This is a genomic window from Mesorhizobium sp. M0960 (assembly GCF_040319055.1).
In the GTDB taxonomy this organism is placed as follows: domain Bacteria; phylum Pseudomonadota; class Alphaproteobacteria; order Rhizobiales; family Rhizobiaceae; genus Mesorhizobium.
On sequence record NZ_JAMYNN010000006.1, the window covers coordinates 218433 to 241950 of the forward strand.

23 protein-coding genes are annotated in these 23518 nt (G+C 62.2%); 18 read left to right on the forward strand and 5 right to left on the reverse strand.

From position 1 onward, the window contains the following. The first annotated feature begins 6 nt into the window (after positions 1-6). The 5 genes from NKH63_RS14725 (at position 7) to trmB (ending at position 5017) form a co-directional block, all read left to right on the forward strand. Positions 7-477, forward strand: a complete 471-nt coding sequence (locus NKH63_RS14725; RefSeq protein WP_352918034.1) for a VOC family protein — start codon at positions 7-9, stop codon at positions 475-477. 93 nt (positions 478-570) lie between these two features. Beyond that, positions 571-2157, forward strand: a complete 1587-nt coding sequence (gene lnt / locus NKH63_RS14730; RefSeq protein ID WP_352483239.1) for an apolipoprotein N-acyltransferase — start codon at positions 571-573, stop codon at positions 2155-2157. Positions 2158-2294: 137 nt separating this feature from the next. Then, on the forward strand, positions 2295-2714 hold the full coding sequence (locus tag NKH63_RS14735; protein WP_352493770.1) for a helix-turn-helix domain-containing protein: 420 nt from the start codon (positions 2295-2297) through the stop codon (positions 2712-2714). Positions 2715-3014: 300 nt separating this feature from the next. Further along, positions 3015-4304 carry a methionine adenosyltransferase gene (metK, locus tag NKH63_RS14740; protein ID WP_352908610.1) on the forward strand — a complete coding sequence of 430 codons (1290 nt, stop codon included), beginning with the start codon at positions 3015-3017 and terminating at the stop codon, positions 4302-4304. 11 nt (positions 4305-4315) lie between these two features. Continuing rightward, positions 4316-5017 carry a tRNA (guanine(46)-N(7))-methyltransferase TrmB gene (trmB, locus tag NKH63_RS14745; RefSeq protein ID WP_352493771.1) on the forward strand — a complete coding sequence of 234 codons (702 nt, stop codon included), beginning with the start codon at positions 4316-4318 and terminating at the stop codon, positions 5015-5017. Positions 5018-5063: 46 nt separating this feature from the next. Here the strand turns inward: trmB and NKH63_RS14750 are convergent, their stop codons facing one another. Continuing rightward, positions 5064-5228 carry a hypothetical protein gene (locus tag NKH63_RS14750; RefSeq protein ID WP_023719565.1) on the reverse strand — a complete coding sequence of 55 codons (165 nt, stop codon included), beginning with the start codon at positions 5226-5228 and terminating at the stop codon, positions 5064-5066. A gap of 283 nt (positions 5229-5511) precedes the next feature. On the opposite strand from NKH63_RS14750, the gene rimP reads away from it, so the two are divergent. The 10 genes from rimP to NKH63_RS14800 all read left to right on the forward strand — a co-directional run bounded on the left by rimP (position 5512) and on the right by NKH63_RS14800 (position 17916). Beyond that, positions 5512-6144 (forward strand): ribosome maturation factor RimP, encoded by a 633-nt coding sequence (gene rimP, locus NKH63_RS14755; RefSeq protein WP_352918036.1) that lies wholly within the window; start codon positions 5512-5514, stop codon positions 6142-6144. Between the two features lie 46 nt (positions 6145-6190). Next, complete coding sequence (gene nusA, locus NKH63_RS14760) at positions 6191-7786, forward strand: transcription termination factor NusA (RefSeq protein WP_352493772.1); 1596 nt, start codon at positions 6191-6193, stop codon at positions 7784-7786. 38 nt (positions 7787-7824) lie between these two features. Next, on the forward strand, positions 7825-8475 hold the full coding sequence (locus NKH63_RS14765) for an RNA-binding protein (protein WP_023719562.1): 651 nt from the start codon (positions 7825-7827) through the stop codon (positions 8473-8475). Beyond that, positions 8472-11039 (forward strand): translation initiation factor IF-2, encoded by a 2568-nt coding sequence (gene infB, locus NKH63_RS14770; protein ID WP_023719561.1) that lies wholly within the window; start codon positions 8472-8474, stop codon positions 11037-11039. Before NKH63_RS14765 ends, infB begins: the two co-directional genes overlap by 4 nt. Positions 11040-11163: 124 nt before the next feature. Then, positions 11164-11589 carry a 30S ribosome-binding factor RbfA gene (gene rbfA / locus NKH63_RS14775; protein ID WP_352918039.1) on the forward strand — a complete coding sequence of 142 codons (426 nt, stop codon included), beginning with the start codon at positions 11164-11166 and terminating at the stop codon, positions 11587-11589. Continuing rightward, entirely contained in the window at positions 11589-12548 is a 960-nt protein-coding gene (gene truB / locus NKH63_RS14780) for a tRNA pseudouridine(55) synthase TruB (protein ID WP_352716714.1), read from the forward strand. The genes rbfA and truB overlap by 1 nt, the downstream gene beginning before the upstream one ends. Before the next feature lie 146 nt (positions 12549-12694). Beyond that, complete coding sequence (gene corA, locus NKH63_RS14785; protein ID WP_023719558.1) at positions 12695-13789, forward strand: magnesium/cobalt transporter CorA; 1095 nt, start codon at positions 12695-12697, stop codon at positions 13787-13789. 140 nt (positions 13790-13929) lie between these two features. Then, positions 13930-14241, forward strand: a complete 312-nt coding sequence (gene rpsO, locus NKH63_RS14790) for a 30S ribosomal protein S15 (protein WP_280940423.1) — start codon at positions 13930-13932, stop codon at positions 14239-14241. Positions 14242-14650: 409 nt separating this feature from the next. After that, positions 14651-16798 (forward strand): polyribonucleotide nucleotidyltransferase, encoded by a 2148-nt coding sequence (gene pnp / locus NKH63_RS14795; RefSeq protein ID WP_023719557.1) that lies wholly within the window; start codon positions 14651-14653, stop codon positions 16796-16798. A 104-nt stretch (positions 16799-16902) separates the two neighbouring features. Then, a complete protein-coding gene (locus NKH63_RS14800) occupies positions 16903-17916 on the forward strand; it encodes a class I SAM-dependent methyltransferase (protein WP_352493775.1) in 1014 nt (337 codons plus the stop codon). Between the two features lie 36 nt (positions 17917-17952). On the opposite strand, the gene fabI is transcribed toward NKH63_RS14800, so the two are convergent. From fabI to fabA, 3 genes are all read right to left on the reverse strand, one after another. Next, positions 17953-18765, reverse strand: coding sequence for an enoyl-ACP reductase FabI (fabI, locus tag NKH63_RS14805; RefSeq protein WP_023719555.1), 813 nt, complete (start codon positions 18763-18765; stop codon positions 17953-17955). Between the two features lie 13 nt (positions 18766-18778). Then, complete coding sequence (fabB, locus tag NKH63_RS14810; protein ID WP_352856717.1) at positions 18779-19999, reverse strand: beta-ketoacyl-ACP synthase I; 1221 nt, start codon at positions 19997-19999, stop codon at positions 18779-18781. 121 nt (positions 20000-20120) lie between these two features. After that, complete coding sequence (gene fabA, locus NKH63_RS14815; protein WP_352856715.1) at positions 20121-20639, reverse strand: 3-hydroxyacyl-[acyl-carrier-protein] dehydratase FabA; 519 nt, start codon at positions 20637-20639, stop codon at positions 20121-20123. A 240-nt stretch (positions 20640-20879) separates the two neighbouring features. Here fabA and irrA point away from each other — a divergent pair, with 240 nt between their 5' ends. Both irrA and NKH63_RS14825 read left to right on the forward strand, forming a co-directional pair. Beyond that, entirely contained in the window at positions 20880-21311 is a 432-nt protein-coding gene (gene irrA, locus NKH63_RS14820) for an iron response transcriptional regulator IrrA (RefSeq protein WP_023676913.1), read from the forward strand. Positions 21312-21321: 10 nt separating this feature from the next. After that, a complete protein-coding gene (locus tag NKH63_RS14825; protein WP_352918041.1) occupies positions 21322-21681 on the forward strand; it encodes a DUF4260 domain-containing protein in 360 nt (119 codons plus the stop codon). Positions 21682-21763: 82 nt separating this feature from the next. Here the strand turns inward: NKH63_RS14825 and NKH63_RS14830 are convergent, their stop codons facing one another. Continuing rightward, entirely contained in the window at positions 21764-22321 is a 558-nt protein-coding gene (locus tag NKH63_RS14830; protein WP_023719551.1) for an SH3 domain-containing protein, read from the reverse strand. A gap of 157 nt (positions 22322-22478) precedes the next feature. On the opposite strand from NKH63_RS14830, the gene NKH63_RS14835 reads away from it, so the two are divergent. After that, on the forward strand, positions 22479-23480 hold the full coding sequence (locus tag NKH63_RS14835) for a 2-hydroxyacid dehydrogenase (RefSeq protein WP_023719550.1): 1002 nt from the start codon (positions 22479-22481) through the stop codon (positions 23478-23480). Positions 23481-23518 lie beyond the last annotated feature (38 nt).

The window sequence follows — 23518 nt, forward strand, 5'->3', positions numbered from 1 at the left end:
CGCCCGATGCCGATTGAGGACCCGTTCAAGCACTCGACACTGGGCTCCGGCGTCTTCTACCAGGATCCGCGGGCCGCATTGACATGGCTTGAAAAGGCTTTCGGCTTCGAGCCGAGCATGGTGGTCAGCGATACCGATGGCAGGCTCGTCCATTCCGAGATGCGGTTCGGCGACGGCTATATCGTCATCGATTCCGAATGGGCCGACCATATAGCCAGCCCGGCTTCAGTTGCAGGCAAGAACACGCAGTCGGTCTATGCGCGCCTCAAGGACGGGATAGATGCCCACTGTGATCGTGCAAGGGCGGCGGGAGCCGAGATCGTCGAGGAGCCTGCCGACCAGTTCTACGGTGAACGGCAGTACAGGGCGCGCGATCCTGAAGGCCATGTCTGGACCTTTTCCCAGACTGTCCGCTCCGTCCCACGCGAAGAGGCTGAGCGGCTGGGCGGACTGAAGATCGAAGGCTGGCATCGATAGCTATGAGCGGACTTGTTCGCTCTTATCCGGTTTGGAGCCAAGCCCGCGGCCTGATAAATCTTGCTTCCTGATTCGCACGACTCGGAAGCATAGATGGAGCGCCAGGCCGGCCGGATAATTCTGCTTTGGGGCTGGCGGCGCGCGCTGGTGGCGTTTCTTGCCGGCGCGCTGGCGGTTCTCGCTCAGGCGCCTTACGATTTCTTCGCCGTCTGTTTCGTTTCGTTCCCGCTGCTGGTGTGGCTTCTCGATGGCGCGACCGGCGAAGCCTCGGACGGTTTTCTGCGACGCTTGCTGCCGGCTTTCGCCATCGGCTGGTGGTTCGGTTTCGGCTACTTTCTTGCCGGTCTGTGGTGGGTTGGCTCGGCGCTTCTGGTCGAGGCCGACAGCTTCGCCTGGGCCTTGCCGTTCGCGGTGGTTGGCATCCCCCTCGCGCTGGCCTTCTTCTATGGCTTCGCCGCCGTGGTTGCCCGGCTGTTGTGGAGCAATGACATCGGCCGCATCGCCGCGCTCGCCTTCGGCTTTGCGCTGGCGGAATGGTTGCGCGGCTTCCTGTTCACCGGCTTTCCCTGGAATGCCGTCGGCTATGCGGCGATGCCGGTGCCTTTGCTGATGCAGAGCGTGTCGGTGACCGGCATGATCGGCATGAATGCGCTTGCAGTCTTCGTCTTTGCACTGCCGGCCCTGCTTGCGGCGCGCCGGCATCTTCGCCTCGGCGTGGCATTGCTTGTCGTTCTGGTCGTTGCCCATGCCGGCTTCGGCTATATCAGGCTCGCCGCCCCCGAAAAGCCGGCCGCCCGCAGCCTCGACGTCCGTATCGTGCAGCCTGCCGTCGACCTCACGGAAAAATGGGATGCCTCGGTGCGTGACCGCATCTTCGCCACCATGATGGGGCTTTCGGCCAAAGCGCCGGAACCCGGCCATGACAGGCCGCAATTGATCCTGTGGCCGGAGACCTCCGTGCCGTTTCTGTTCACCGAACGTCCGGATGCCTTGCCTGCCATCGGAGAGATGCTCGGCGATGGCCAGATGCTGGTCGCCGGCGTCGTTCGCGAGGAAGGCGGCTCGGCGACCGGAAGCCGTTACTACAACTCGGTCGTGGCGATCGACGAAAGGGGCGAAATCGTCGATGCCGTCGACAAGGTTCATCTGGTACCGTTTGGTGAATACCTGCCTTTCGCCGATCTGCTCGGCCGCTTTGGGCTTGAGCAGCTTGTCGCCGGCCCAATGACCTTCGCGGCCGGCAATGAGCGGCACCCGATCACGCTGCCCGGCGGCATCCGGGCGCTGCCGTTTATTTGCTATGAGGTCATCTTTCCCGATCTGGTCGCGGTTGACGCCACGTCAGCCGAGCTTATTGTGAACGTCACCAATGACGCCTGGTTCGGCGACACGCCAGGGCCGTACCAGCACTTCAGGCAGGCGCAGATCCGGGCGGTGGAGAATGGGGTGCCCCTGTTGCGCGCGGCCAATAACGGCATTTCGGCCGTCGTCGACCCGCGAGGACGCATCGTCGACGCGCTGGCTATCGACGCACGCGGCGCCATCGATGTGCGTGTGCCGATCTCCAACCAAGCCATCGTTTCCTCCGGCCAACGACGCATTAACGGAATGCTGATCATGTTTTTGCTTGCCGTTGCGGCATGCATTTTGAACGTAAGGCAAAGGCTACGGGCGAATTGACAGCCGACACATTAGAAACTCATACTGTAAGCGCCTGAAAATTCTCGAAGTCGATAAGGTCGTTCTGTTGGGGCACGGGCCGCGGCGTCGTTTGGGCAGCAAAATAGAAAAAGCCGGAAAAATTCGGCGAGGAAAAAATGACAGAAGAAAACAAGAAAAAGCCGAATCCGATCGACATCCACGTCGGAAGCCGCATCCGGCTTCGCCGCAATATGCTGGGAATGAGTCAGGAAAAACTGGGCGAAAACCTCGGCATAACGTTCCAGCAGATCCAAAAGTACGAAAAAGGCACCAATCGCGTCGGCGCCAGTCGTTTGCAGGCAATCGCCTCGATACTCGGCGTTCCCGTCGCCTTCTTTTTCGAGGATGCGCCCGGTCAGGAGGCCGTGGGCAACCGTGGATTTGCCGAGGATGCGTCGATGACCTCCGCCGTCGAATTCTGCGGCAGCCCGGAAGGCCTCCAGCTGAACCGCGCCTTCGTCAAGATCGCCGACGTGAAAGTGCGTCGCAAGATCATCGAGCTTGTGAAGTCGCTCTCCGCCGACGAGGTCGATTGACTGGCCGTAGCCGGGCATGCAATTTCTCGTGGCTGAGTGCACCGTGGGATGTGCATTCCGCAGATGCGCCGACGCGCGGATCGATTTTGCTCGACATGCTTCCACGAAACCGTTCTCTTCAGCCTGTGAGTGCAAGAGATGAGGGTAGTGCGCCCTGCCGCCGTCTTCTGGACGCAAAGATAATAACGTCAAAATTCATGCTAGAACGGCTGCACGACTTGACGAGCGGCGCCCGGCACCGTTAACAACTGGCGCGCCAAAATCGGCGGCCTGCCGATATTTTTTCAAGAGGGGACACCCGTGACGCGGCACAATTATTTCTTCACCTCGGAATCCGTTGCCGAGGGCCATCCCGACAAGGTCTGCGATCGTATCTCCGACGAGATTGTCGATCTCGTCTACCGCGAGGCCAGAAAGACCGGCATGGACCCGTGGAAAGTCCGCGTCGCCTGCGAGACGCTCGCGACGACCAATCGCGTTGTCATCGCCGGTGAAGTGCGCGTCCCCGAGACGCTGCTCAAGAAGGACAAGGAGGGCAACATCCTGAAGGATGCGGCCGGCCATCCGATTGTCAACCCGGCCAAGTTCAAGTCGGTCGCACGCAAGGCAATCCGCGAAATCGGCTACGAGCAGGCCGGCTTCCACTGGAAGACGGCCAAGATCGAGGTCCTGCTGCACGGCCAATCGCCGGATATCGGCCAAGGCGTCGACAACGCTTCCGACCGGCAAGGCGAGGAAGGAGCCGGCGATCAGGGCATCATGTTTGGCTATGCCTGCCGCGAAACGCCGGACCTGATGCCGGCGCCGATCTATTACAGCCACAAGATCCTCGAATTGCTGGCCGCTGCGCGCCATGAGGGCAGCGGTGATGCCGGCAGGCTCGGGCCGGATGCCAAGAGCCAGGTGACAGTCCGCTATGTCGACGGCAAAGCGGCGGAAGTGACGCAGATCGTGCTGTCGACCCAACATCTCGATGAGACGTGGGATTCGAAGAAGGTGCGCAACGTCGTCGAGCCCTATATCCGCGAAGCACTAGGCGACCTGAAGATCGCCGACAATTGCAATTGGTACATCAACCCGACTGGCAAGTTCGTCATCGGCGGACCTGACGGCGACGCCGGCTTGACCGGCCGCAAGATCATCGTCGACACCTATGGTGGGGCTGCGCCCCATGGCGGCGGCGCCTTCTCCGGCAAGGACACCACCAAGGTCGACCGCTCGGCCGCCTATGCGGCGCGCTATCTCGCCAAGAACGTGGTTGCCGCGAAGCTTGCCGATCGCTGCACTATCCAGCTTTCCTATGCGATCGGTGTCGCCCAGCCGCTGTCGATCTACGTCGACCTCCACGGCACCGGCAAGGTCGACGAGGCAAAGCTCGAGCGTGCACTGCGCACTGTGATGGACCTATCGCCGTCCGGCATCCGCCGCCACCTCGATCTCAACAAGCCGATCTATGCCAAGACGTCGTCCTACGGCCATTTTGGCCGCAAGGCCGGCCGCGACGGATCCTTCTCCTGGGAGAAGACCGATCTCGCCAAGGCGCTCAAGGACGCTCTCGCCGAACCGGTCGCCGAAGCAGTCGCCGCCTAACAACGGCGCCTATGGACCCGAAGGACCGGCCAAGCCGTGCGACCGAGGCGTTTTTCGGTCGCCGGCGCGGCAAGACCATCCGACCGCAGCAGGCGGCGGCGCTGGAGAGCGGCTTCGCCGCCTACAGGCTCGATCTGACGGTTGAACCGCCGGCCGATCTGCGCAGCCTTTTCGAAGCCGAAGTTTCCGCTGTCCAGCTCGAAATCGGTTTTGGCGGCGGCGAACATCTTCTGCACCGTGCCACGGCCAGCCAGGCGACCGGCTTTATCGGCGTCGAGCCTTTCGTCAACGGCATGGCCAAGATGATGATGGCGGTCCGGGAGCGGCCGCTTGCTAATCTGCGCGTCTATGACGACGACGCCACACGCCTGCTTGACTGGCTGCCGCAGGCTTCGCTTGACGGCATCGACCTTCTCTACCCGGATCCGTGGCCGAAGAAGAAGCACTGGAAGCGGCGCTTCGTCAGCCCGGTCAATCTCGACCGCTTCGCACGCGTCTTGAAGCACGGCGGAAAGTTCCACTTTGCGTCAGACATCGACAGCTATGTGAACTGGACGCTGCTGCATTGCCGGGCGCATGGCGCCTTCACGTGGCAGGCAAACGAAGCAGCCGACTGGCGTCGGCCCTATGATGGCTGGCCGGGGACGCGCTATGAGGCCAAGGCCATTCGCGAGGGCCGACGGCCCGCCTATCTCACCTTTGTGCGGAAATAGCAGGAAGTCCGAGCTGAGCGGCCGAAGGCTCTCCTGTTCACTTGGCTTAGAAGCGGCGGATTTTATCGAAGGCTGCCGGCTCCATGCCCAGATTGCGCAGATCATTCGCACGCGGCTTGCGACCGTTTTCCACAGCACGCGACGCTGCTACGGCGCTGCCAAACACGCTAAAAAAGTCGCCTATGGCTGAAAAAAATCCACGATTGTTCATGATCGGATCCTTCCAAGCGTAGTGAGCGCTCCAATTGTGCAATGCAACATAGATAGTCGTGCGTTGCCGGTGCTCAAAGGAGGATTACTGCATGGGCGCCATGCATTTGGCGCAGCGCTGCGGACTCGGAGCCTTGCCGTCATGCACGACGGGCTTGAAACGACGGCCACGATCGTCTATATCAGCTTCAAATTCTTGGTCGGTATGACGAAGAGTGGGTCCACCCGGTCCCGCTCTTTTTTATTACCTGCCGGCCAAGCAGGAATCGAACGACAGGGACCGAATGACAGTGACGGCAAGCGAAGGCGACGACCGCATCATCCGCGAAAGCGGCATCGATGCGCGCATCGCGCTGATCGTTCAGCCGGTACTGCGCGCCATCGGTTTCCGCTTGGTACGTGTGCATCTGTCGGGCCAGAACGGGCTGACGCTGCAGATCATGGCCGAGCGCGAGGACGGCACGATGACTGTCGAGGATTGTGAAGAGGTCAGCCGGGCAGTATCGCCGGCGCTCGATGTCGATGATCCGATCGAGAAGGCTTATCATCTCGAAGTGTCGTCGCCGGGCATCGACAGGCCGCTGGTCCGCAAATCGGACTTTGCAGCCTGGACCGGCCATCTGGTGAAGATGGAAACGTCGGTTCTCGTCGCCGACCGCAAGCGCTTCAAGGGCAAGATCGCCGAAAGCGACGCGGACGGTGTGCTGATCGAGCGCGACAAGGCCGCTTACGGCGAGGAGCCGACGGTGCGTGTTCCCTACGATGCGATTGCCGAAGCGCGGCTGGTTCTGACCGATGATCTTATCCGCGATGCGCTGTCGAAGGATAACCGGTCGCGCAAGGAAGCCAGAAAACGCCGCGGCGAACCCGAAGACGCACCAGAGGGTGCGGAAGACGAAACCGAACAGGAAATGTGATTGGGCTGCCGGCCGTAAGGTCGGCAACAAGCTCGGGAGAAAGAAGATGGTTGTAAGCGCCAACAGGCTTGAACTGCTGCAGATCGCCGATGCGGTCGCGCGTGAAAAGTCGATCGACAAGTCGATCGTCATCGCCGCTATGGCCGATGCGATCCAGAAGGCCGCGCGCTCGCGCTACGGCCAGGAAACCAATATCCGGGCCGATATCAATCCGAATACCGGCGAGATGAAGCTGCAGCGGCTGATGGAAGTGGTCGAGAAGGTCGACGACTACGCGACGCAGATTGCCATTTCCTCGGCGCGCGAGCGCAATCCGGACGCCCAGCTCGGCGATTTCATCGCCGAACAGCTGCCGCCGATGGATTTCGGCCGCATCGCCGCCCAGTCGGCCAAGCAGGTCATCGTGCAGAAGGTGCGCGAGGCCGAGCGCGACCGGCAATATGACGAGTACAAGGACCGTATCGGCGAGATCGTCAACGGCACCGTCAAGCGTGTCGAATACGGCAACGTCATCGTCGATCTCGGCCGCGGCGAGGCGATTATCCGCCGGGACGAGCTGATCCCGCGCGAAAACTATAAATATGGCGATCGCGTCCGCGCCTACGTCTATGACGTGCGCCGCGAACAACGCGGCCCGCAGATATTCCTGTCGCGCACCCATCCGCAGTTCATGGCGAAACTGTTCACCATGGAAGTGCCGGAAATCTACGACGGTATCATCGAGATCAAGTCGGTCGCCCGCGATCCGGGTTCGCGCGCCAAGATCGCTGTCATCTCCCGTGACAGCTCCATCGATCCGGTCGGTGCCTGCGTCGGCATGCGCGGCAGCCGCGTCCAGGCGGTCGTCGGCGAATTGCAGGGCGAGAAGATCGACATCATTCCGTGGTCGCCCTCGGCCGCGTCCTTCATCGTCAATGCATTGCAGCCGGCGGAAGTCGCCAAGGTCGTGCTCGACGAGGATGCCGAGCGCATCGAGGTCGTCGTCCCCGACGACCAGCTGTCGCTGGCCATCGGTCGCCGCGGCCAGAACGTCCGTCTTGCCTCGCAGCTCACCGGCTGGGATATCGACATCCTGACCGAGCAGGAAGAGAGCGAACGGCGCCAGAAGGAATTCGTTGAACGGTCGTCGCTGTTCATGGAAGCCCTCGACGTCGACGAGATGGTCGGCCAGGTGCTCGCTTCCGAAGGCTTCACCAGCGTCGAGGAGGTCGCGTATGTCGATTCCGGCGAAATCGCGTCGATCGACGGCTTCGACGAGGACACGGCTTCGGAGATCCAGACCCGCGCCCGCGAATATCTGGAGAAGATCGAAGCCGAGCATGACGAGAAGCGCAAGGCGCTCGGCGTTGAGGACGAGCTGCGCGAGATTCCCGGCATCACCACCGCCATGATGGTGACGCTCGGCGAGGACGGCGTGAAGACGATCGAGGATTTCGCCGGCTACGCCGCCGACGACCTGACCGGCTGGAAGGAACGCAAGGACGGCGAGACGAAGGTATTCCCGGGTGTGCTCGCCAACCACGGCGTGTCGCGCGCCGATGCCGAGCAAATGGTCTTGGCCGCTCGCCTGAAGGCTGGCTGGATCACCGAAGACGAGCTTGCCGCCGAGGGCGTGCCGGCTGACGAAACCGTCGGTGCGTGAGGTGAAACCGCATCGCACCGAACCCGCCCTTGGACGAGATGAACGATCGCACCTGCATCGTCACCCGCAGGCAAGCCGAACCGGATGAGCTGATCCGTTTCGTCGTCGGCCCGGATTCGGCCGTCGTTCCGGACATCAAGAGAAACCTGCCCGGCCGCGGTTGCTGGGTGACCGCCGACCGCCTACATATAGACAAGGCAGCGGCGAAAAACCTGTTTGCCCGTGCTTTTAAGGCGCAGGTGACCGTGCCAGCCGATCTTGGCGGCATGGTCGACGCGCTGCTTTCCAGGTCCGCTCTGGGCATGCTTGGCCTGGCCCGCAAGGCGGGCGCCATAGCGCTCGGAGCGACTAAGGTCGAGAGCGCCGTGCGCGGCGGACTTGCACTTTTCGTGCTCCACGCGACCGAGGCTTCCGACGATGGCGTCCGCAAGATAAGCCAGGCGCGACGGGCAACCGTCCACCTCGGCGGGCCTGCGATCCGCGCTTACAAACTTTTCTCCGAGGCCGAGTTGAGCTTGGCATTGGGGGGTACAAATGTGATACATGCTGCCGTTCTCGCGGGAGACGCGGGCAGGGCGGTCCAGAAGCGCATGGTTGCGCTCGACCGATATCGGGGCGGTTCCCCGGACGATCTGGCAATGCTTGCGGCCGTTGCTGACGAAGATGATGCCGCAGAGGATATGGAATGAGCGATACGAAATCGGGCGACGACAAGACGCTGAGTGTTACGCCGAAGAAGACCTTGACGCTGAAGCGCCCCGGTATGGAACAGGGCACGGTGCGCCAGAACTTCTCGCACGGCCGCACCAAATCGGTGGTTGTCGAGACCAAGAAGCGCAAGTTCTCGCTGCCCGGCGACAAGCCGGAGCCGGCGGCAGCGCCTGTGTCCGTCTTCACGCCGAAGCCGGTCGCGGCAGCGCCTGCCGTGCAGGAAGCCCCCAAGGCGCCGCCGCCTCCGCCGCCGGTCGAACGCGGCGGCATGGTGCTGAACGAGTTGTCGCGCCAGGAAATGGAAGCACGCCGCCGGGCTCTCGAGGGCTCGAAGGTCCGTGACGTCGAGGATCGCCAACGCGCCATCGAGGAGGCCAAGCGCCGCAGCGAGGACGAGGAGCGCCGCCGCCGCGAGCGCGAGGAATCGGCTCGCCGTCAGGCCGAGGAAGAGGCACGGCTGCAAGCCGAGGCTGAATCCCGCCGCCGTGCCGAGGAAGAGGCACGCCGCCGTGCGCCGCTGGCCGCCGAACTGGCGACAGTCGATGACGAGGAAGAGGTCAAGCCGAAGCGGACCGGTGCCGGCGCACCAGTGCGCCGTCTGGTCACGCCCGAAGTGGCGCGTCCGGCCAAACCGACCAAGGGCGAGGAAGACCGCCGCCGCGGCAAGCTGACGCTGAATTCGGCGCTTTCCGACGAGGATGCGCGCGCCCGCTCGCTGTCGTCGATGCGCCGCCGTCAGGAGAAATTCAAGCGCGCGTTGCATAATGAGCCACGCGAGAAAGTCATGCGTGAAGTGATCCTGCCCGAAACCATCACCATCCAGGAGCTGGCGCAGCGCATGTCCGAGCGCGCTGTCGACGTGGTCAAGTTCTTCATGAAGCAGGGCCAGATCCTGAAGCCTGGCGACGTCATCGACGCCGACACGGCCGAACTCGTCGCGACCGAATTTGGCCACACGGTCCGCCGCGTCGCCGAGTCCGACATCGAAGAGGGCTTGTTCAACATCGCCGATCGTCCCGAGGACCTGCAGCCGCGTCCGCCTGTGGTAACCATCATGGGCCATGTCGATCACGGCAAGACCTCGTTGCTCGATGCCATCCGAAATGCCAACGTGGTGTCCGGCGAAGCCGGTGGCATTACGCAGCATATCGGCGCCTATCAGGTCGAGAAGAACGGTAACAAGATTACCTTCATCGACACGCCCGGCCACGCCGCCTTCACGGCGATGCGTGCCCGCGGTGCCCAGGCGACCGATATCGCCATCCTGGTGGTGGCGGCCGACGACAGCGTGATGCCGCAGACGATCGAATCGATCAACCACGCCAAGGCGGCCGGCGTTCCGATCATCGTGGCGATCAACAAGATCGACAAGCACGACGCCGACCCGCAGAAGGTGCGCTCGGAACTGCTGCGCCATGAGGTGTTCGTCGAATCCATGGGCGGCGAGGTGCTGGATGTCGAGGTGTCGGCGACCAAGGGCATCAATCTCGACAAGTTGCTCGAAGCGATCCTGCTGCAGGCCGAAATCCTCGACCTGAAGGCCAATCCGGACCGCACCGCCGAAGGCGTTGTCATCGAAGCCCAGCTCGACAAGGGCCGCGGCCCAGTCGCAACCGTGCTGGTGCAGACCGGCACGCTGATGCCGGGCGACATTCTCGTCGCCGGCAACGAGTGGGGCCGGGTGCGCGCGCTGGTCAACGATCGCGGCGATCAGGTCAAGGAAGCGCCGCCGGCAATGCCGGTGGAAGTCCTCGGTCTGCAAGGTACGCCGCTGGCCGGCGACCGCTTCGCCGTTGTCAACAACGAAGCCCGCGCCCGCGAGATCACCGAATATCGCCAACGTCTGGCGCGCGAGAAGGCGGTGGCCAGGCATGCCGGCCAGCGCGGCTCGCTTGAACAGATGATGTCGCAATTGCAGACCAGCGGATTGAAGGAATTCCCGCTGGTCATCAAGGGCGACGTGCAGGGCTCGATCGAGGCGATCAACGCGGCGCTCGACAATCTCGGCACCGACGAGGTGCGCGCCCGCATCGTCCATGCGGGCGCCGGCGGCATCACCGAAAGCGACGTGTCGCTGGCGGAGACCTCGGGGGCTGCGATCATCGGCTTCAACGTTCGTGCCAATGTGCAGGCGCGTGCGGCCGCGGCTGCGGCAGGCATCGAGATCCGCTACTATTCGATCATCTACAATCTCGTCGATGACGTTAAGGCGGCGCTCTCCGGCCTGCTATCACCGGAGCGTCGCGAGACCTTCATCGGCAATGCCGAGATCCTCGAGATCTTCGACATCACCAAGGTCGGCAAGATCGCCGGCTGCCGTGTCACCGAAGGCAAGGTCGAGCGTGGTGCGGGCGTGCGCCTGATCCGCGACAACGTCGTCATCCACGAAGGCACGCTGAAGACCCTGAAGCGCTTCAAGGACGAGGTTTCGGAAGTTCCGGGCGGTCAGGAATGCGGCATGGCCTTCCAGAACTACGAGGACATGCGCGTCGGTGACGTCATCGAGTGCTTCCGCGTCGAGATGGTAACCAGGACGCTCTGAGTTCGAGCGTCTTGAGTTCGAGCATCTATTGAGACCGGGCGGTGGTCGAAAGGCCGCCGCCCAAACCATATGAGACATGTGGCGCGGTCCCATCCCGCGCTTCACGATTTCAGGACCGAGGAAAATGCCCCGTTCGACCCCGTCAGGCCCATCCCAGCGCATGCTGCGAGTCGGAGAGCAGGTGCGCCATGCGCTATCCGAAACCTTGCAGCGCGGCGATATCCTCGATCCGCTGATCGAGAACACAGTGGTCTCGGTCTCCGAAGTGCGCATGTCGCCCGATCTGAAGATCGCCACCGCCTTCGTCTCGCCGCTCGGCGCCAAGGATGCCGGTGCGGTGGTCGAAGCGCTCAACAAGCATGCGAAGTTCGTCCGCGGCCGCGTCTCCGGCGCCCTTCGGCAGATGAAGTACATGCCGGAATTCCGCTTCCGGCTCGATACCAGCTACGACAATTTCCAGAAGATCAACGAATTGCTGCACTCGCCCGAAGTGGCGCGCGATCTCAGCGCCGACGACAAAGACAAAGACGACCGGAAGGATAGCGAATAGTGGCGCGCCGCGGCAAGAAGAAGGGCCGGCCGATCTCGGGCTGGCTGGTACTGGACAAGCCGGTCGGCATGGGCTCGACCGAAGCCGTCTCCAAGATCAAATGGCTGTTCCAGGCGGAAAAGGCCGGCCATGCCGGCACGCTCGACCCGCTGGCGTCGGGCATGCTGCCGATCGCGCTTGGCGAGGCGACGAAGACTGTGCCTTACGTCCAGGACGGCGCCAAGGTCTACCGCTTCACCGTCGCCTGGGGCGAGGAGCGTTCGACCGACGACCTCGAAGGCGCGGCGACCAAAAGCTCAGACCTCCGTCCGGCGGAATCCGAAGTGCTGGCGCTGCTTTCGAAATATACCGGCGTGATCATGCAGACACCGCCGCAATTCTCAGCGATCAAGATCGCCGGCGAGCGCGCCTACGACCTTGCCCGCGACGGCGAGACGGTCGACATTCCGGCACGCGAGGTCGAGATCGGCCGGCTCGACCTGGTCGAGCACATGGCCGATCGCACCATCTTCGAGGTCGAATGCGGCAAGGGCACCTATGTCCGCTCGCTGGCGCGCGACATGGGGCGTGACCTTGGCTGTTTTGGTCACATCGCCGAGCTGCGGCGGGTCGAGGTCGAGCCGTTCACGCAGGAAGATTTCGTCACCTTGGCCGAGCTGGAGGCCGCCCGCTTCGGCGAACAGAGCGAGGACGCTTCGCAAGCAGCGGACGCGCCGATCGACTTCGGTGCCATCGATGCACTTCTGGTCGACACCGCCGCGGCGCTCGAATGCTTGCCGCAGGTTGCGATCAGCGACGATGCGGCAACCAAAATCCGCCTCGGCAATCCGGTCATTATTCGCGGCCGTGACGCGCCGGTAGAAGCTGAGGAGGCCTGCGCCACCGCGCGCGGCAAGCTGGTCGCCATCGGCGCCATCGAGCAAGGCATGTTCAAGCCAAAGCGGGTCTTTGTCGGGTAACAGCTGTCGCCCGGCGCATGATCTCCAAACCGGATTCTATTTTGGGAAAGGATAATGCGCTAAATCAACAGGGCTACGGCGTCGTTTGTCGTCCGAAAAGATGCGCTGTGCTGTAGTGCCGTTCGACGCTGCACTCGAGGGGGCACATGGCAAAGGCTGACACGGTCAACAAGCGAGCGGCGCTCAAAACACGGCGGCCACCGGTCGGGGCTTCGCCGGGCACGCTGATCGCCGACCCGGCGGCGCGCCGCTCCGAGCTCAGGCTGACATTGATCTCGCCTGAGAAGTTCAAGACGATCGACAATGCCAGCATCGACGACGTCAACACCCATTGCCACAATTGGCCGATCATCTGGCTCGACTGCACCGGCCTCGCCAACATCCAGCTGATCGAGGAGATCGGCGGGATCTTCAACCTGCATCCGCTGGCGCTGGAAGATGTCGTCAACACCGGTCAGCGGCCCAAGGTGGATTTCTTCGAGGACCATGCCTTTGTCGTCGTCAGGATGATCGACGATGTCACCGCCCATCGTTACGAACAGATCGCCGTCTTCTTCGGCAAGAACTTCGTCGTCACCTTCCAGGAGCGCGAAGGCGACCCGTTCGATCCCGTGCGCAAGCGGATCGCGAGCTCGGTGCCCAACCGCTTGCGCTCGCGCGGCGCCGACTATCTCGCCTATGCTTTGATCGACGCCATCGTCGACAGCTATTTCCCGCCGATCGAGGCTGCCGGCGAATTGGTCGACAGCATCGAGGACCAGATGCTGAACCAGGCGCACAAGCACCAGATGCGGCAGCTTCACGAATTGCGGCGCGACGCCAATGTGCTGAAGGGCGTGCTTTGGCCGATGCGCGACGCGCTGGCGACCATGATCCGCAACGACGTCTCTTATGTGAAGGCCGAAACCAAATTATTCCTGAACGACACGCTGGATCATTCGCTGCGATTGATCGAACTGGTCGAAACCCAGCGCGATATGCTGACCGGCCTGATCGAGATGCACCTGTCGCTCAGCCAGGCGCGCACCAACGACGTCATCAGCTATTTGACCATCGTCTCGGTGATCTTCATGCCGCTCACCTTTCTCGTCGGCGTATGGGGCATGAATTTCGACCCCGACACCTCGCCCTGGAACATGCCGGAGCTGAAAGCCTATTACGGCTATCCCCTGTCGCTCGTCTTCATGGCGATTGTTGCGGTCGGGCTCTACGCATACTTCAAATGGAAGAAATGGCTCTGACCATGCGGAAGTGCCCGTTTATGCAGCAAAAAGCCGGCTTGTGAATTGGGCTGGCCTTTTTGTCGGAATTGCACTATATGCGCCGCAGCTTCGCGCTTTGACGCGTTGCTTGCACCGGCCCCTGCTGGACGACATCCCGGCTGAGGGCGTCCCGTTTCCTCAAACAGACAAGGAAAAACACGATGTCGATTACTGCCGAACGCAAGAAGGAATTGATGGGCGAATTCGCAACCGCCAAGGGCGATACCGGGTCTCCGGAAGTCCAGGTGGCCATCCTTTCCGAGCGCATCAAGAACCTGACCGATCATTTCAAGGACCACAAGAAGGATAACCATTCCCGCCGTGGCCTGCTCGCTCTCGTTTCCCAGCGCCGCAGCCTGCTTGATTATCTCAAGCGCAAGGACGACGCGCGCTATCAGACGCTGATCGAGAAGCTCGGTCTGCGCCGTTGACGAATTGACCGGCGGGTTCTTTCGAGAGCCCGCCGGTCGCGCATTGGAGCATCGGATCATCCAAGGCTCCAATGAAGAAAGCAGAGCGCCGCGCACCGGTTTGGATGCGCAAAGGACGCTCTGAAGTTTTAGATTTGCGCAGGATACTTTCCGAAAACCTGGTTTTCGGGTTCACGCGCAAGGCCAGTCGGATCGATTGGCCAACCCGGTTTCGAAACAGCAGAGGGCCACTCGAAACCGCCCATGGACGGTCATGGGGCAGGATTGCAGGACGCTCGCGCGGCAAATGCGCCGAATAGCCGAGCTTCCCGTTGTCTTGCCCGTGGCTGCCCGAGAAAGGAAGCCAAGGGAAAGGGGCATCCGCGCACGCTGCAACGGCGCGGCCCTTTCCGCATACGAAGGACAAGATATGTTCAATTACCACAAAGTGGAAATCGAATGGGGCGGCCGTCCGCTCATTCTCGAAACCGGCAAGATCGCACGTCAGGCTGACGGCGCGGTGCTGGCCACCTATGGCGAAACCAAGGTTCTCGCCACCGTCGTCTCGATGAAAGAGCCGAAGCCCGGCCTCGATTTCTTTCCCCTGACGGTCAACTACCAGGAAAAGACTTACGCCGCCGGCAAGATCCCGGGTGGCTATTTCAAGCGTGAAGGCCGTCCGAGCGAGAAGGAAACGCTGGTTTCCCGCCTGATTGACCGCCCGATCCGCCCGCTCTTCGCCGAAGGCTACAAGAACGACACCCAGATCGTTGTCACCGTCGTCCAGCACGATCTCGAAAATGATCCGGACATCCTGTCGATCGTCGCCACCTCCGCCGCACTGACCTTGTCCGGCGTGCCGTTCATGGGCCCGGTTGGTGGCGCCCGCGTTGGCTACATTAACGGCGAATACGTGCTCAACCCGCATGTCGACGAGATGCAGGAATCGAAGCTCGACCTGGTCGTCGCCGGCACCGCCGACGCCGTGCTGATGGTCGAGTCCGAAGCCAAGGAACTCGGCGAGGATCTGATGCTCGGCGCCGTCATGTTCGGCCACAGGGGCTTCCAGCCGGTGATCGACGCGATCATCAAGCTGGCCGAAGTCGCCGCCAAGGACCCGCGCGATTTCACCGCGCCGGACTATTCCGCGCTTGAAGCCGAGATGCTCAAGATCGTCGAAGGCGAGCTTCGCGATGCCTACAAGATCACCGACAAGCAGAAGCGCTATGCCGCCGTCGACGCCGTCAAGGCGAAGGTCAAGGCCGCGTTTGCGCCGGCAGAAGGCGAAGAGGCCAAATACACGTCCGAACAGATCGGCACCGTGTTCAAGGAACTCCAGGCCAAGGTCGTGCGCTGGAACATCCTCGACACCGGCTCGCGCATCGACGGCCGCGACCTGAAGACGGTCCGCAAGATCGTCTCGGAAGTCGGCGTCCTGCCGCGCACACACGGCTCGGCGCTGTTCACTCGCGGCGAGACCCAGGCGCTGGTCGTCGCCACGCTCGGCACCGGCGAGGACGAGCAGTATGTCGATTCGCTGACCGGCATGTACAAGGAGAAGTTCCTCCTGCACTACAATTTCCCTCCCTATTCGGTCGGTGAAACGGGCCGTATGGGTTCGCCCGGCCGCCGCGAAATCGGCCACGGCAAGCTCGCCTGGCGCGCCATCCGGCCGATGCTGCCGACCGCCGACCAGTTCCCCTATACGTTGCGCGTCGTTTCGGAGATCACCGAGTCCAACGGCTCGTCCTCGATGGCTACCGTCTGCGGCACCTCGCTGGCGCTGATGGATGCCGGTGTGCCGCTGGCCAAGCCGGTCGCCGGCATTGCGATGGGCCTGATCAAGGAAGGCGAGCGCTTCGCCGTGCTCTCCGATATCCTCGGCGACGAGGACCACCTCGGCGACATGGATTTCAAGGTTGCCGGCACCGCCTACGGCATCACCTCGCTGCAGATGGACATCAAGATCGAGGGCATCACCGAAGAGATCATGAAGATCGCCCTCGACCAGGCCAAGGATGGCCGTCAGCACATTCTCGGCGAAATGGCCCATGCGCTGTCCGGCGCGCGTGCCGAGCTCGGCGAGTTCGCGCCGCGCATCGAGGTCATGCACATCCCGACCGACAAGATCCGCGACGTGATCGGCTCGGGCGGCAAGGTCATCCGCGAGATCGTCGAAAAGACCGGCGCCAAGATCAACATCGAGGATGACGGCACGGTCAAGATCGCTTCGGCCAACGCCAAGGAAATCGAGGCGGCGAAGAAGTGGATCCACACCATCGTCGCCGAGCCGGAAGTCGGTGAAATCTACGAAGGCACGGTCGTCAAGACCGCCGACTTCGGCGCTTTCGTCAACTTCTTCGGTCCGCGTGACGGCCTCGTCCACATCTCGCAGCTCGCCAATGATCGCGTCGCCAAGACCTCCGATGTGGTCAAGGAAGGCGACAAGGTCTGGGTCAAGCTGATGGGCTTCGACGAGCGCGGCAAGGTCCGCCTGTCGATGAAGGTCGTCGACCAGGCCACCGGCAAGGAAATCGCCCGCGATAAGAAGAGCGAAGGCGAAGAAAACGCCGCCTAAGCGGGGTTGCGTTCCGTCGAACGCATAAAGCAATCGAAGCGGGCGCGCCGGAAGGTCGCGCCCGTTTGCATTTCAACAACAGCCTTGCAGTTCAAGAGTGGTGAATGTCCGCCGAGCCGCTGAAGACGCTTTTCCATCCTTTCGAGGCCGGGACCGTTTCCCTGCCGCGAAAGGATGAACGTATTCTTTTTCTCGGTGCCGAGCCCGGCTTTCGCTTGCTCGAAGGCTTCGATGCCAAGCTTCATCTCGTCCAAGGCTTCAGGCCGCATTTTCGCGCCTTGCAGGCGTCCGGCTTCACCGTCACGCCGCAAGTGGAAGGCAAGGCTTTCGACGCGGCGCTAGTGCTCGCTGGCCGCCATCGCGGACAAAACGAGGTGCGCGTCGCAGAAGCGATCGAGCACGTGGCATCAGGCGGGTTGATCGTCGTCGCCGGCGGTAAGGACGATGGTATCGCCAGCCTGCGCAAGCATGTCGGCGCCCTTGTGCCGCCCGAAGGCCACCTGCCGAAGCATCACGGCATTGCCTTCTGGTTTCGCCGGCCGGCCGATACCGTTGCCGCGGCAACGCTTCGCGCCGCCAATCCGGACTTGGTGGTCGAGGACCGCTTCCGCACGGCCCCAGGCATGTTTTCGTTCGACAAGATCGATGCCGGATCGAAGCTGCTGGTCGAAAATCTGCCCAACGATCTGCGTGGCAGCGTTGCGGATTTCTGTGCCGGTTGGGGCTATGTCGCCGCCGAAGTCGCCGCCCGCTCACCCGGCATATCGGCGCTTGACCTTTACGAAGCGGATTTCGAGGCGCTGGAGGCGGCGAAGGTCAATGTCGGCAACACAGGCCTGGAGCCACGTTTCTTCTGGATAGATCTTTTGAGCGAGCCGGTCGAGCACCGCTACGATGTGATCGCCATGAACCCGCCCTTTCACCGCAGCCGGGCGACTGAGCCCGAAATCGGTGCCGGCATGATCCGCGCGGCAGGCAAGGCGCTGAAGCCGGGCGGCCGGCTGTTCATGGTGGCGAACCGTCAGCTTCCCTACGAACCGGTGCTGGCGGCCGCCTTCTCCAGCCATGCGGAGCTCGCCCGCGACGGCATGTTCAAGGTCTTCTCGGCGCGACGCTGAAACGCTGCGGGGCAAGCCGGCGACACGTCGCTCGCGCTATTCCCGCCCGCCGTCGGTTTGCTTCAACTCGTCAAGCGTCGGCATGGACACGATGTGATAGCCGGAATCGACATAGTGGATTTCGCCGGTGACGCCGGAGGACAGATCGGACAGCAGATAGAGCGCTGAGCCGCCGACTTCGTCGATTGTCACCGTGCGGCGTAGCGGCGAGTTGCGCTGCTGGTAGGAGAACATGTGGCGTGCGTCGGAAATCCCGGCGCCGGCAAGCGTCCGCACCGGTCCAGCCGATATGCCGTTCACCCTGATGCCGCGCGGGCCGTAGTCGTTGGCTAGATAGCGGACGCTGGCCTCCAGCCCGGCCTTGGCGACGCCCATGACGTTGTAGTTCGGCATGACGCGGACCGAACCGGCATAGGTCAGCGTGATCATCGAACCGCTATCCTTCATCAACGTGGCGGCGTGACGGGCGACCTCGGTGAAGGAGTAGCAGGAGATCACCATGGTGCGGATGAAGTTGTCGCGGCTGGTGTCGGCGTAGAGGCCTTTCAGCTCGTTCTTGTCGGAAAAGCCGATGGCATGGACGACGAAATCCAGCCCGCCCCACGCCTTGCCCAAAGTCTCGAAAGTCGCGGCGACCGATGCGCTGTCCTCGACGTCGCAAGGCACCACCAGCGATGCGCCCAGTTTCTCGGCGAGCGGCTTGACGCGGCGCCCGAAGGCCTCACCCTGATAGGTGAAGGCGAGATCCGCGCCATGTTCGGACAGTTTGCGGGCGATGCCCCAGGCGATCGAATGATCGTTGGCGACGCCCATGACAAGCCCGCGCTTGCCCTTCATCAATCCGTCCATGGTCGGCAAATCCTTATGCGGAATAGCGCTGGAAAATCAGCGTAGCGTTGGTGCCACCGAAACCGAACGAATTGGACAAAACGGTGTCGATCCTGGCTTCGTCGATGCGCTTGCGCACGATCGGCATGCCTTCGAATTCCGGATCGAGGTTGTCAATGTGGGCGCTCTCGCCGATAAAGCCGCCTTGCATCATCAGGATCGAGTAGATCGATTCCTGCACGCCGGCCGCACCCAGCGAATGACCGGTCAGCGATTTGGTCGACGTGATGAAAGGCATCTTCTCGCCGAACACCTCGCGGATGGCGCCCATTTCCTTGGAGTCGCCAACCGGCGTCGAGGTGCCGTGCGTATTGATGTAGTCGACCGGCGAGGACACCGTTGCGAGCGCCTGCTTCATGCAGCGAGCCGCGCCTTCGCCCGACGGCGCCACCATGTCGTAGCCGTCGGAGGTGGCGCCATAGCCGGTGATCTCGGCATAGATCTTGGCGCCGCGTGCCTTGGCATGCTCGAGCTCTTCAAGAATCAGCACGCCGGCGCCGCCGGCAATGACGAAACCGTCGCGATCGACGTCGTAGGCGCGCGAGGCGACTGATGCCCTGTCGTTGAACTTGGACGACATGGCGCCCATGGCATCGAACAGATCCGACATCGTCCAGTCGAGATCCTCATGACCGCCGGCGAAGACGATGTCCTGCTTCCCCCACTGGATCAGCTCGTAGCCATTGCCGATGCAATGCGCTGACGTCGAGCAGGCCGATGAGATCGAATAGTTGACGCCGTGGATCTTGAACCAAGTGGCAAGCGTCGCTGAAGCGGTCGACGACATCGCCTTTGGCACCGCGAAGGGACCGATCCGCTTGGGACTGCCGTTCTTGATCGTCGTCTCGGCCGCTTCGACGATTGCACGGGTCGACGGTCCGCCGGAGCCCATCACGATGCCGGTGCGCTCGTTGGTGATGTCGGTCTCGTCGAGGCCGGCGTCTGCGATCGCCTGGTCCATCGCGACATGGTTCCAGGCAGCACCTTGCGACAGGAAGCGCATAGCGCGACGGTCGATCATTCCCGACGGATCCAGCGTCGGCGCTCCCCACACCCGGCAACGGAAGCCATGCTCGGCGAAAGAGTCGGAAAAGCTGATGCCGGACCTGGCATCATGCAAGGAGGCCTGCACCTCGTTGGCATTGTTGCCGATCGACGACACGATGCCGAGACCTGTGACTACGACCCGTCTCATTCGCAACTCCTTCCAGCACGGACCTCCGAAACCTGATTAAGTTTCCGGAACGGAACCATGCGCAAATTAAAGTGCTACAGCGTCCTTTAGATGTCCAAGACGTGGCACTGTTGGTCTTCGCTCAGCCGGCGGCCGATTGCTTGGACAGACCGACCTTCAGATCCGTTGCCGCGTATATGGGCTCGCCATCTGCCTTCAGCCAGCCATCGGCGATGCCAAGCACAAGCCGACCGCGCATCACTCGCTTGAAGTCGACGCCATACTCCACCTTCTTGACCGAAGGCGTGACCATGCCTTTGAATCTCACCTCACCTGTCGACAGCGCCATTCCCTTGCCTGGTTCGCCGAGCCATCCAAGGTAGAAACCCGTCAACTGCCACATGGCGTCCAGGCCCAGGCATCCCGGCATGATCGGATTGCCGATGAAATGGCAGGCGAAAAACCACAAATCCGGCTTGATATCGAGTTCTGCGCGGATGAAACCCTTGTCGAACGCACCGCCGGTTTCGCTGATCTCGGTGATGCGGTCGAACATCAGCATCGGCGGATAGGGCAGTTGCGCATTTCCCGGTCCGAACAGCTCGCCGCGGGCGCAGGCAAGCAATTCCTCGTAACCGTAGCTGGATTTCGAACCCGCCATCAATCTCGTCCCCGTGATCGTCCCGGGCGATAGGCGCCCATGCTGGTGGTTTCCTAACACAATCTGTTTCAGGCCGGAAACCGGCGTTTGCGCTTAACCTGCCCGTCTGCCCGGGTCAATGCGCGCTATTGATCGCATTCGGCCGACAGAATATATGTCAGGACACGTCCAATTTCGGCAGATGCTCTATTTCTGCCATTTTGGACGTGTCTGAGACGGAACTGTGGGCGCGACGGATAGATGGATCTGGGTTGCCGGAAGGATAATGTCGCTGTGGACAAGCGGGTTCGCGAAGCCGGTCTGAGGCCGACACGCCAGCGTATCGCGCTGGCCGATCTGCTTTTCGCCAAGGGCGACCGCCACCTTTCGGCCGAGGAACTGCACGAGGAAGCGCTTGCCGCCGGCGTGCCAGTGTCTCTGGCCACCGTCTACAATGCTCTGCACCAGTTCACCCAGGCTGGCCTTTTGCGCATCCTTGCCGTCGAGGGATCGAAGACCTATTTCGACACCAACACCTCCGATCACCATCATTTCTATATCGAGGGCGAAAACAGGATCTTCGATATCGACAGCGGCCCGGTGACGGTTTCCAACCTGCCGGAACCGCCGGAAGGCATGGAGATCGCCAATGTCGATATCGTGGTGAGACTGCGTCCGAAACGCTGCGACTGACCGGCGCCTTATGAATTTCCTGGATTTGACGCTCCGGCTCGAATGGGTCGCCGTCGCGGTGGCGGCTCTTGTCTTCTATGCAATGGCCGGTGCTTCCTGGTGGCTATTTGCAGTGCTCGTCCTGGCGCCCGACCTGTCGATCCTGGGTTACATGGCCGGGCCGCGCGTCGGGGCCGTCGCCTACAACACCTTGCACATACTGGTCTTGCCCGTTCTGCTGGCGCTTTTCGGCAGCGTCTTTGACAATGGATTGGCGACATCCGTTGCGCTGATCTGGATCGCCCACATCGCCATCGACCGCGCCCTGGGCTATGGCTTGAAGCTGTCGAGCAGTTTCCAGGATACCCATCTCGGCCGCATCGGCGGCTAGATCATCCCCGAATTGAAGAACAGCGAAACAAAATGCCGGATCCGGTGCTTGCAGCGCTGGCCTGACCTCCGGTTCGGAAGCGTCAGTTCTTGACCTTTTCGCCGGGATAGGCGCCCCAGACGAGCGACTGGGCGAGCCAGCCGGTATGGCCGTCGAAGGTCATTTCGCACCATTGGCCATCGCAGGACTTGATCGTGCCCATCACCCCCGGTTCGAGGATCGCGATGACGCTTGCATCTTTTGCCGGGTCGTCGAGGAGGTTGATGCGGGCGTCCTTGCCGCGCTGCCAGGGGGCGACGATCGCCGTGCGGCGGCCCGAAAGCAGCGACTGATTGATCCAGCCTTCCGAGCCGTCGGCATCGCGCACGCGGCGCCATGTATCGAACTCCTGGATGATCTCCATCGGCAGGCCTGGTTTCATGTACATCCAATCGACGGAATAGTTGACGCCCGGCCCGACGCGCGAGTTGACGCGGCCGGATTTCAGGCTGACGAAGCGCGGCAGCGGCAAGCCGCTTGGTCCGAGCGTGACGCTCTGGGCGGGGGCCGCGGCACTTTGCGCCATCACCAGTGGGCTATGGATGAGAGCGCCGAGGAATGCTGCACTGAGGGTCAGGCGGAGCGACGCGAAACCAGACACTTTCGTTCCTTTCGGCGCCGGCCCATCGGCCTTCGCGCCCCTTTTTCTTTGTCTTCGGCGGAACCACTTGTTACATGGATGACCGGTACCGCGATCGGCTCTCAGTTTCGCCGTTCTTGGTTAAAGAGGTCTCAACGAGATCGGGTTCGAGGAAACAATGGCAGGCAAAAAGAAGCCCCTCGTCGTCATCACGCGCAAGTTGCCCGACCCGGTCGAGACCCGCATGCGCGAGTTGTTCGACGCCCGGTTGAATGTCGAGGACAGGCCGATGACGCAGCCGGAACTGGTGGCGGCGGTCAAGGAGGCTGACGTGCTGGTGCCGACCGTGACCGATAATATCGACGCGGCGCTGATTGCCCAAGCCGGCGACAAGCTCAAGCTGATCGCCAATTTCGGCAATGGCGTCGACAAGATCGACGTTGCGGCAGCGGCCAAGAAAGGCATCACCGTCACCAATACGCCGAACGTGCTGACCGAAGATACGGCCGACATGACCATGGCGCTGATGCTGGCCGTGCCGCGACGGCTGGCCGAAGGCGCCAACGTGCTGACCGGGGACAAGAAATGGGCGGGCTGGTCGCCGACCTGGATGCTCGGCCGTCGCATCTGGGGCAAACGGCTCGGCATTGTCGGCATGGGTCGCATCGGCACCGCCGTCGCCAGGCGCGCCAAGGCCTTTGGCCTCTCGATCCACTACCACAACCGCCACCGCGTGCTGCCGGCAATCGAGGACGAGTTGGAAGCCACATATTGGGAAAGCCTCGACCAGATGCTTGCCCGTATGGACATTATCTCGGTCAATTGCCCATCGACACCGGCAACCTTCCACCTGCTTTCGGCACGGCGGCTGGCGCTTCTGCAACCGTCCGCTTACATAGTCAACACCGCGCGCGGCGATATCATCGATGAGGAATCGCTGGTCAAGCTCATCCATGACGGCAAGATCGCCGGCGCCGGCCTCGACGTCTACGAGCACGAGCCGGCGCTGAACAGCAAGCTTCTGAAGCTCGCCCACAAAGGCAAGGTCGTGCTGTTGCCGCATATGGGCTCGGCGACGCTCGAAGGCCGCATCGACATGGGTGAGAAGGTGATCATCAACATCCGCGCCTTCTTCGATGGCCATCGTCCGCCCGACCGCGTGCTGCCGCTGCGGGCGTGACCTGCCATCATGCCGGCATGGCCTTGCCGCGGCAACCA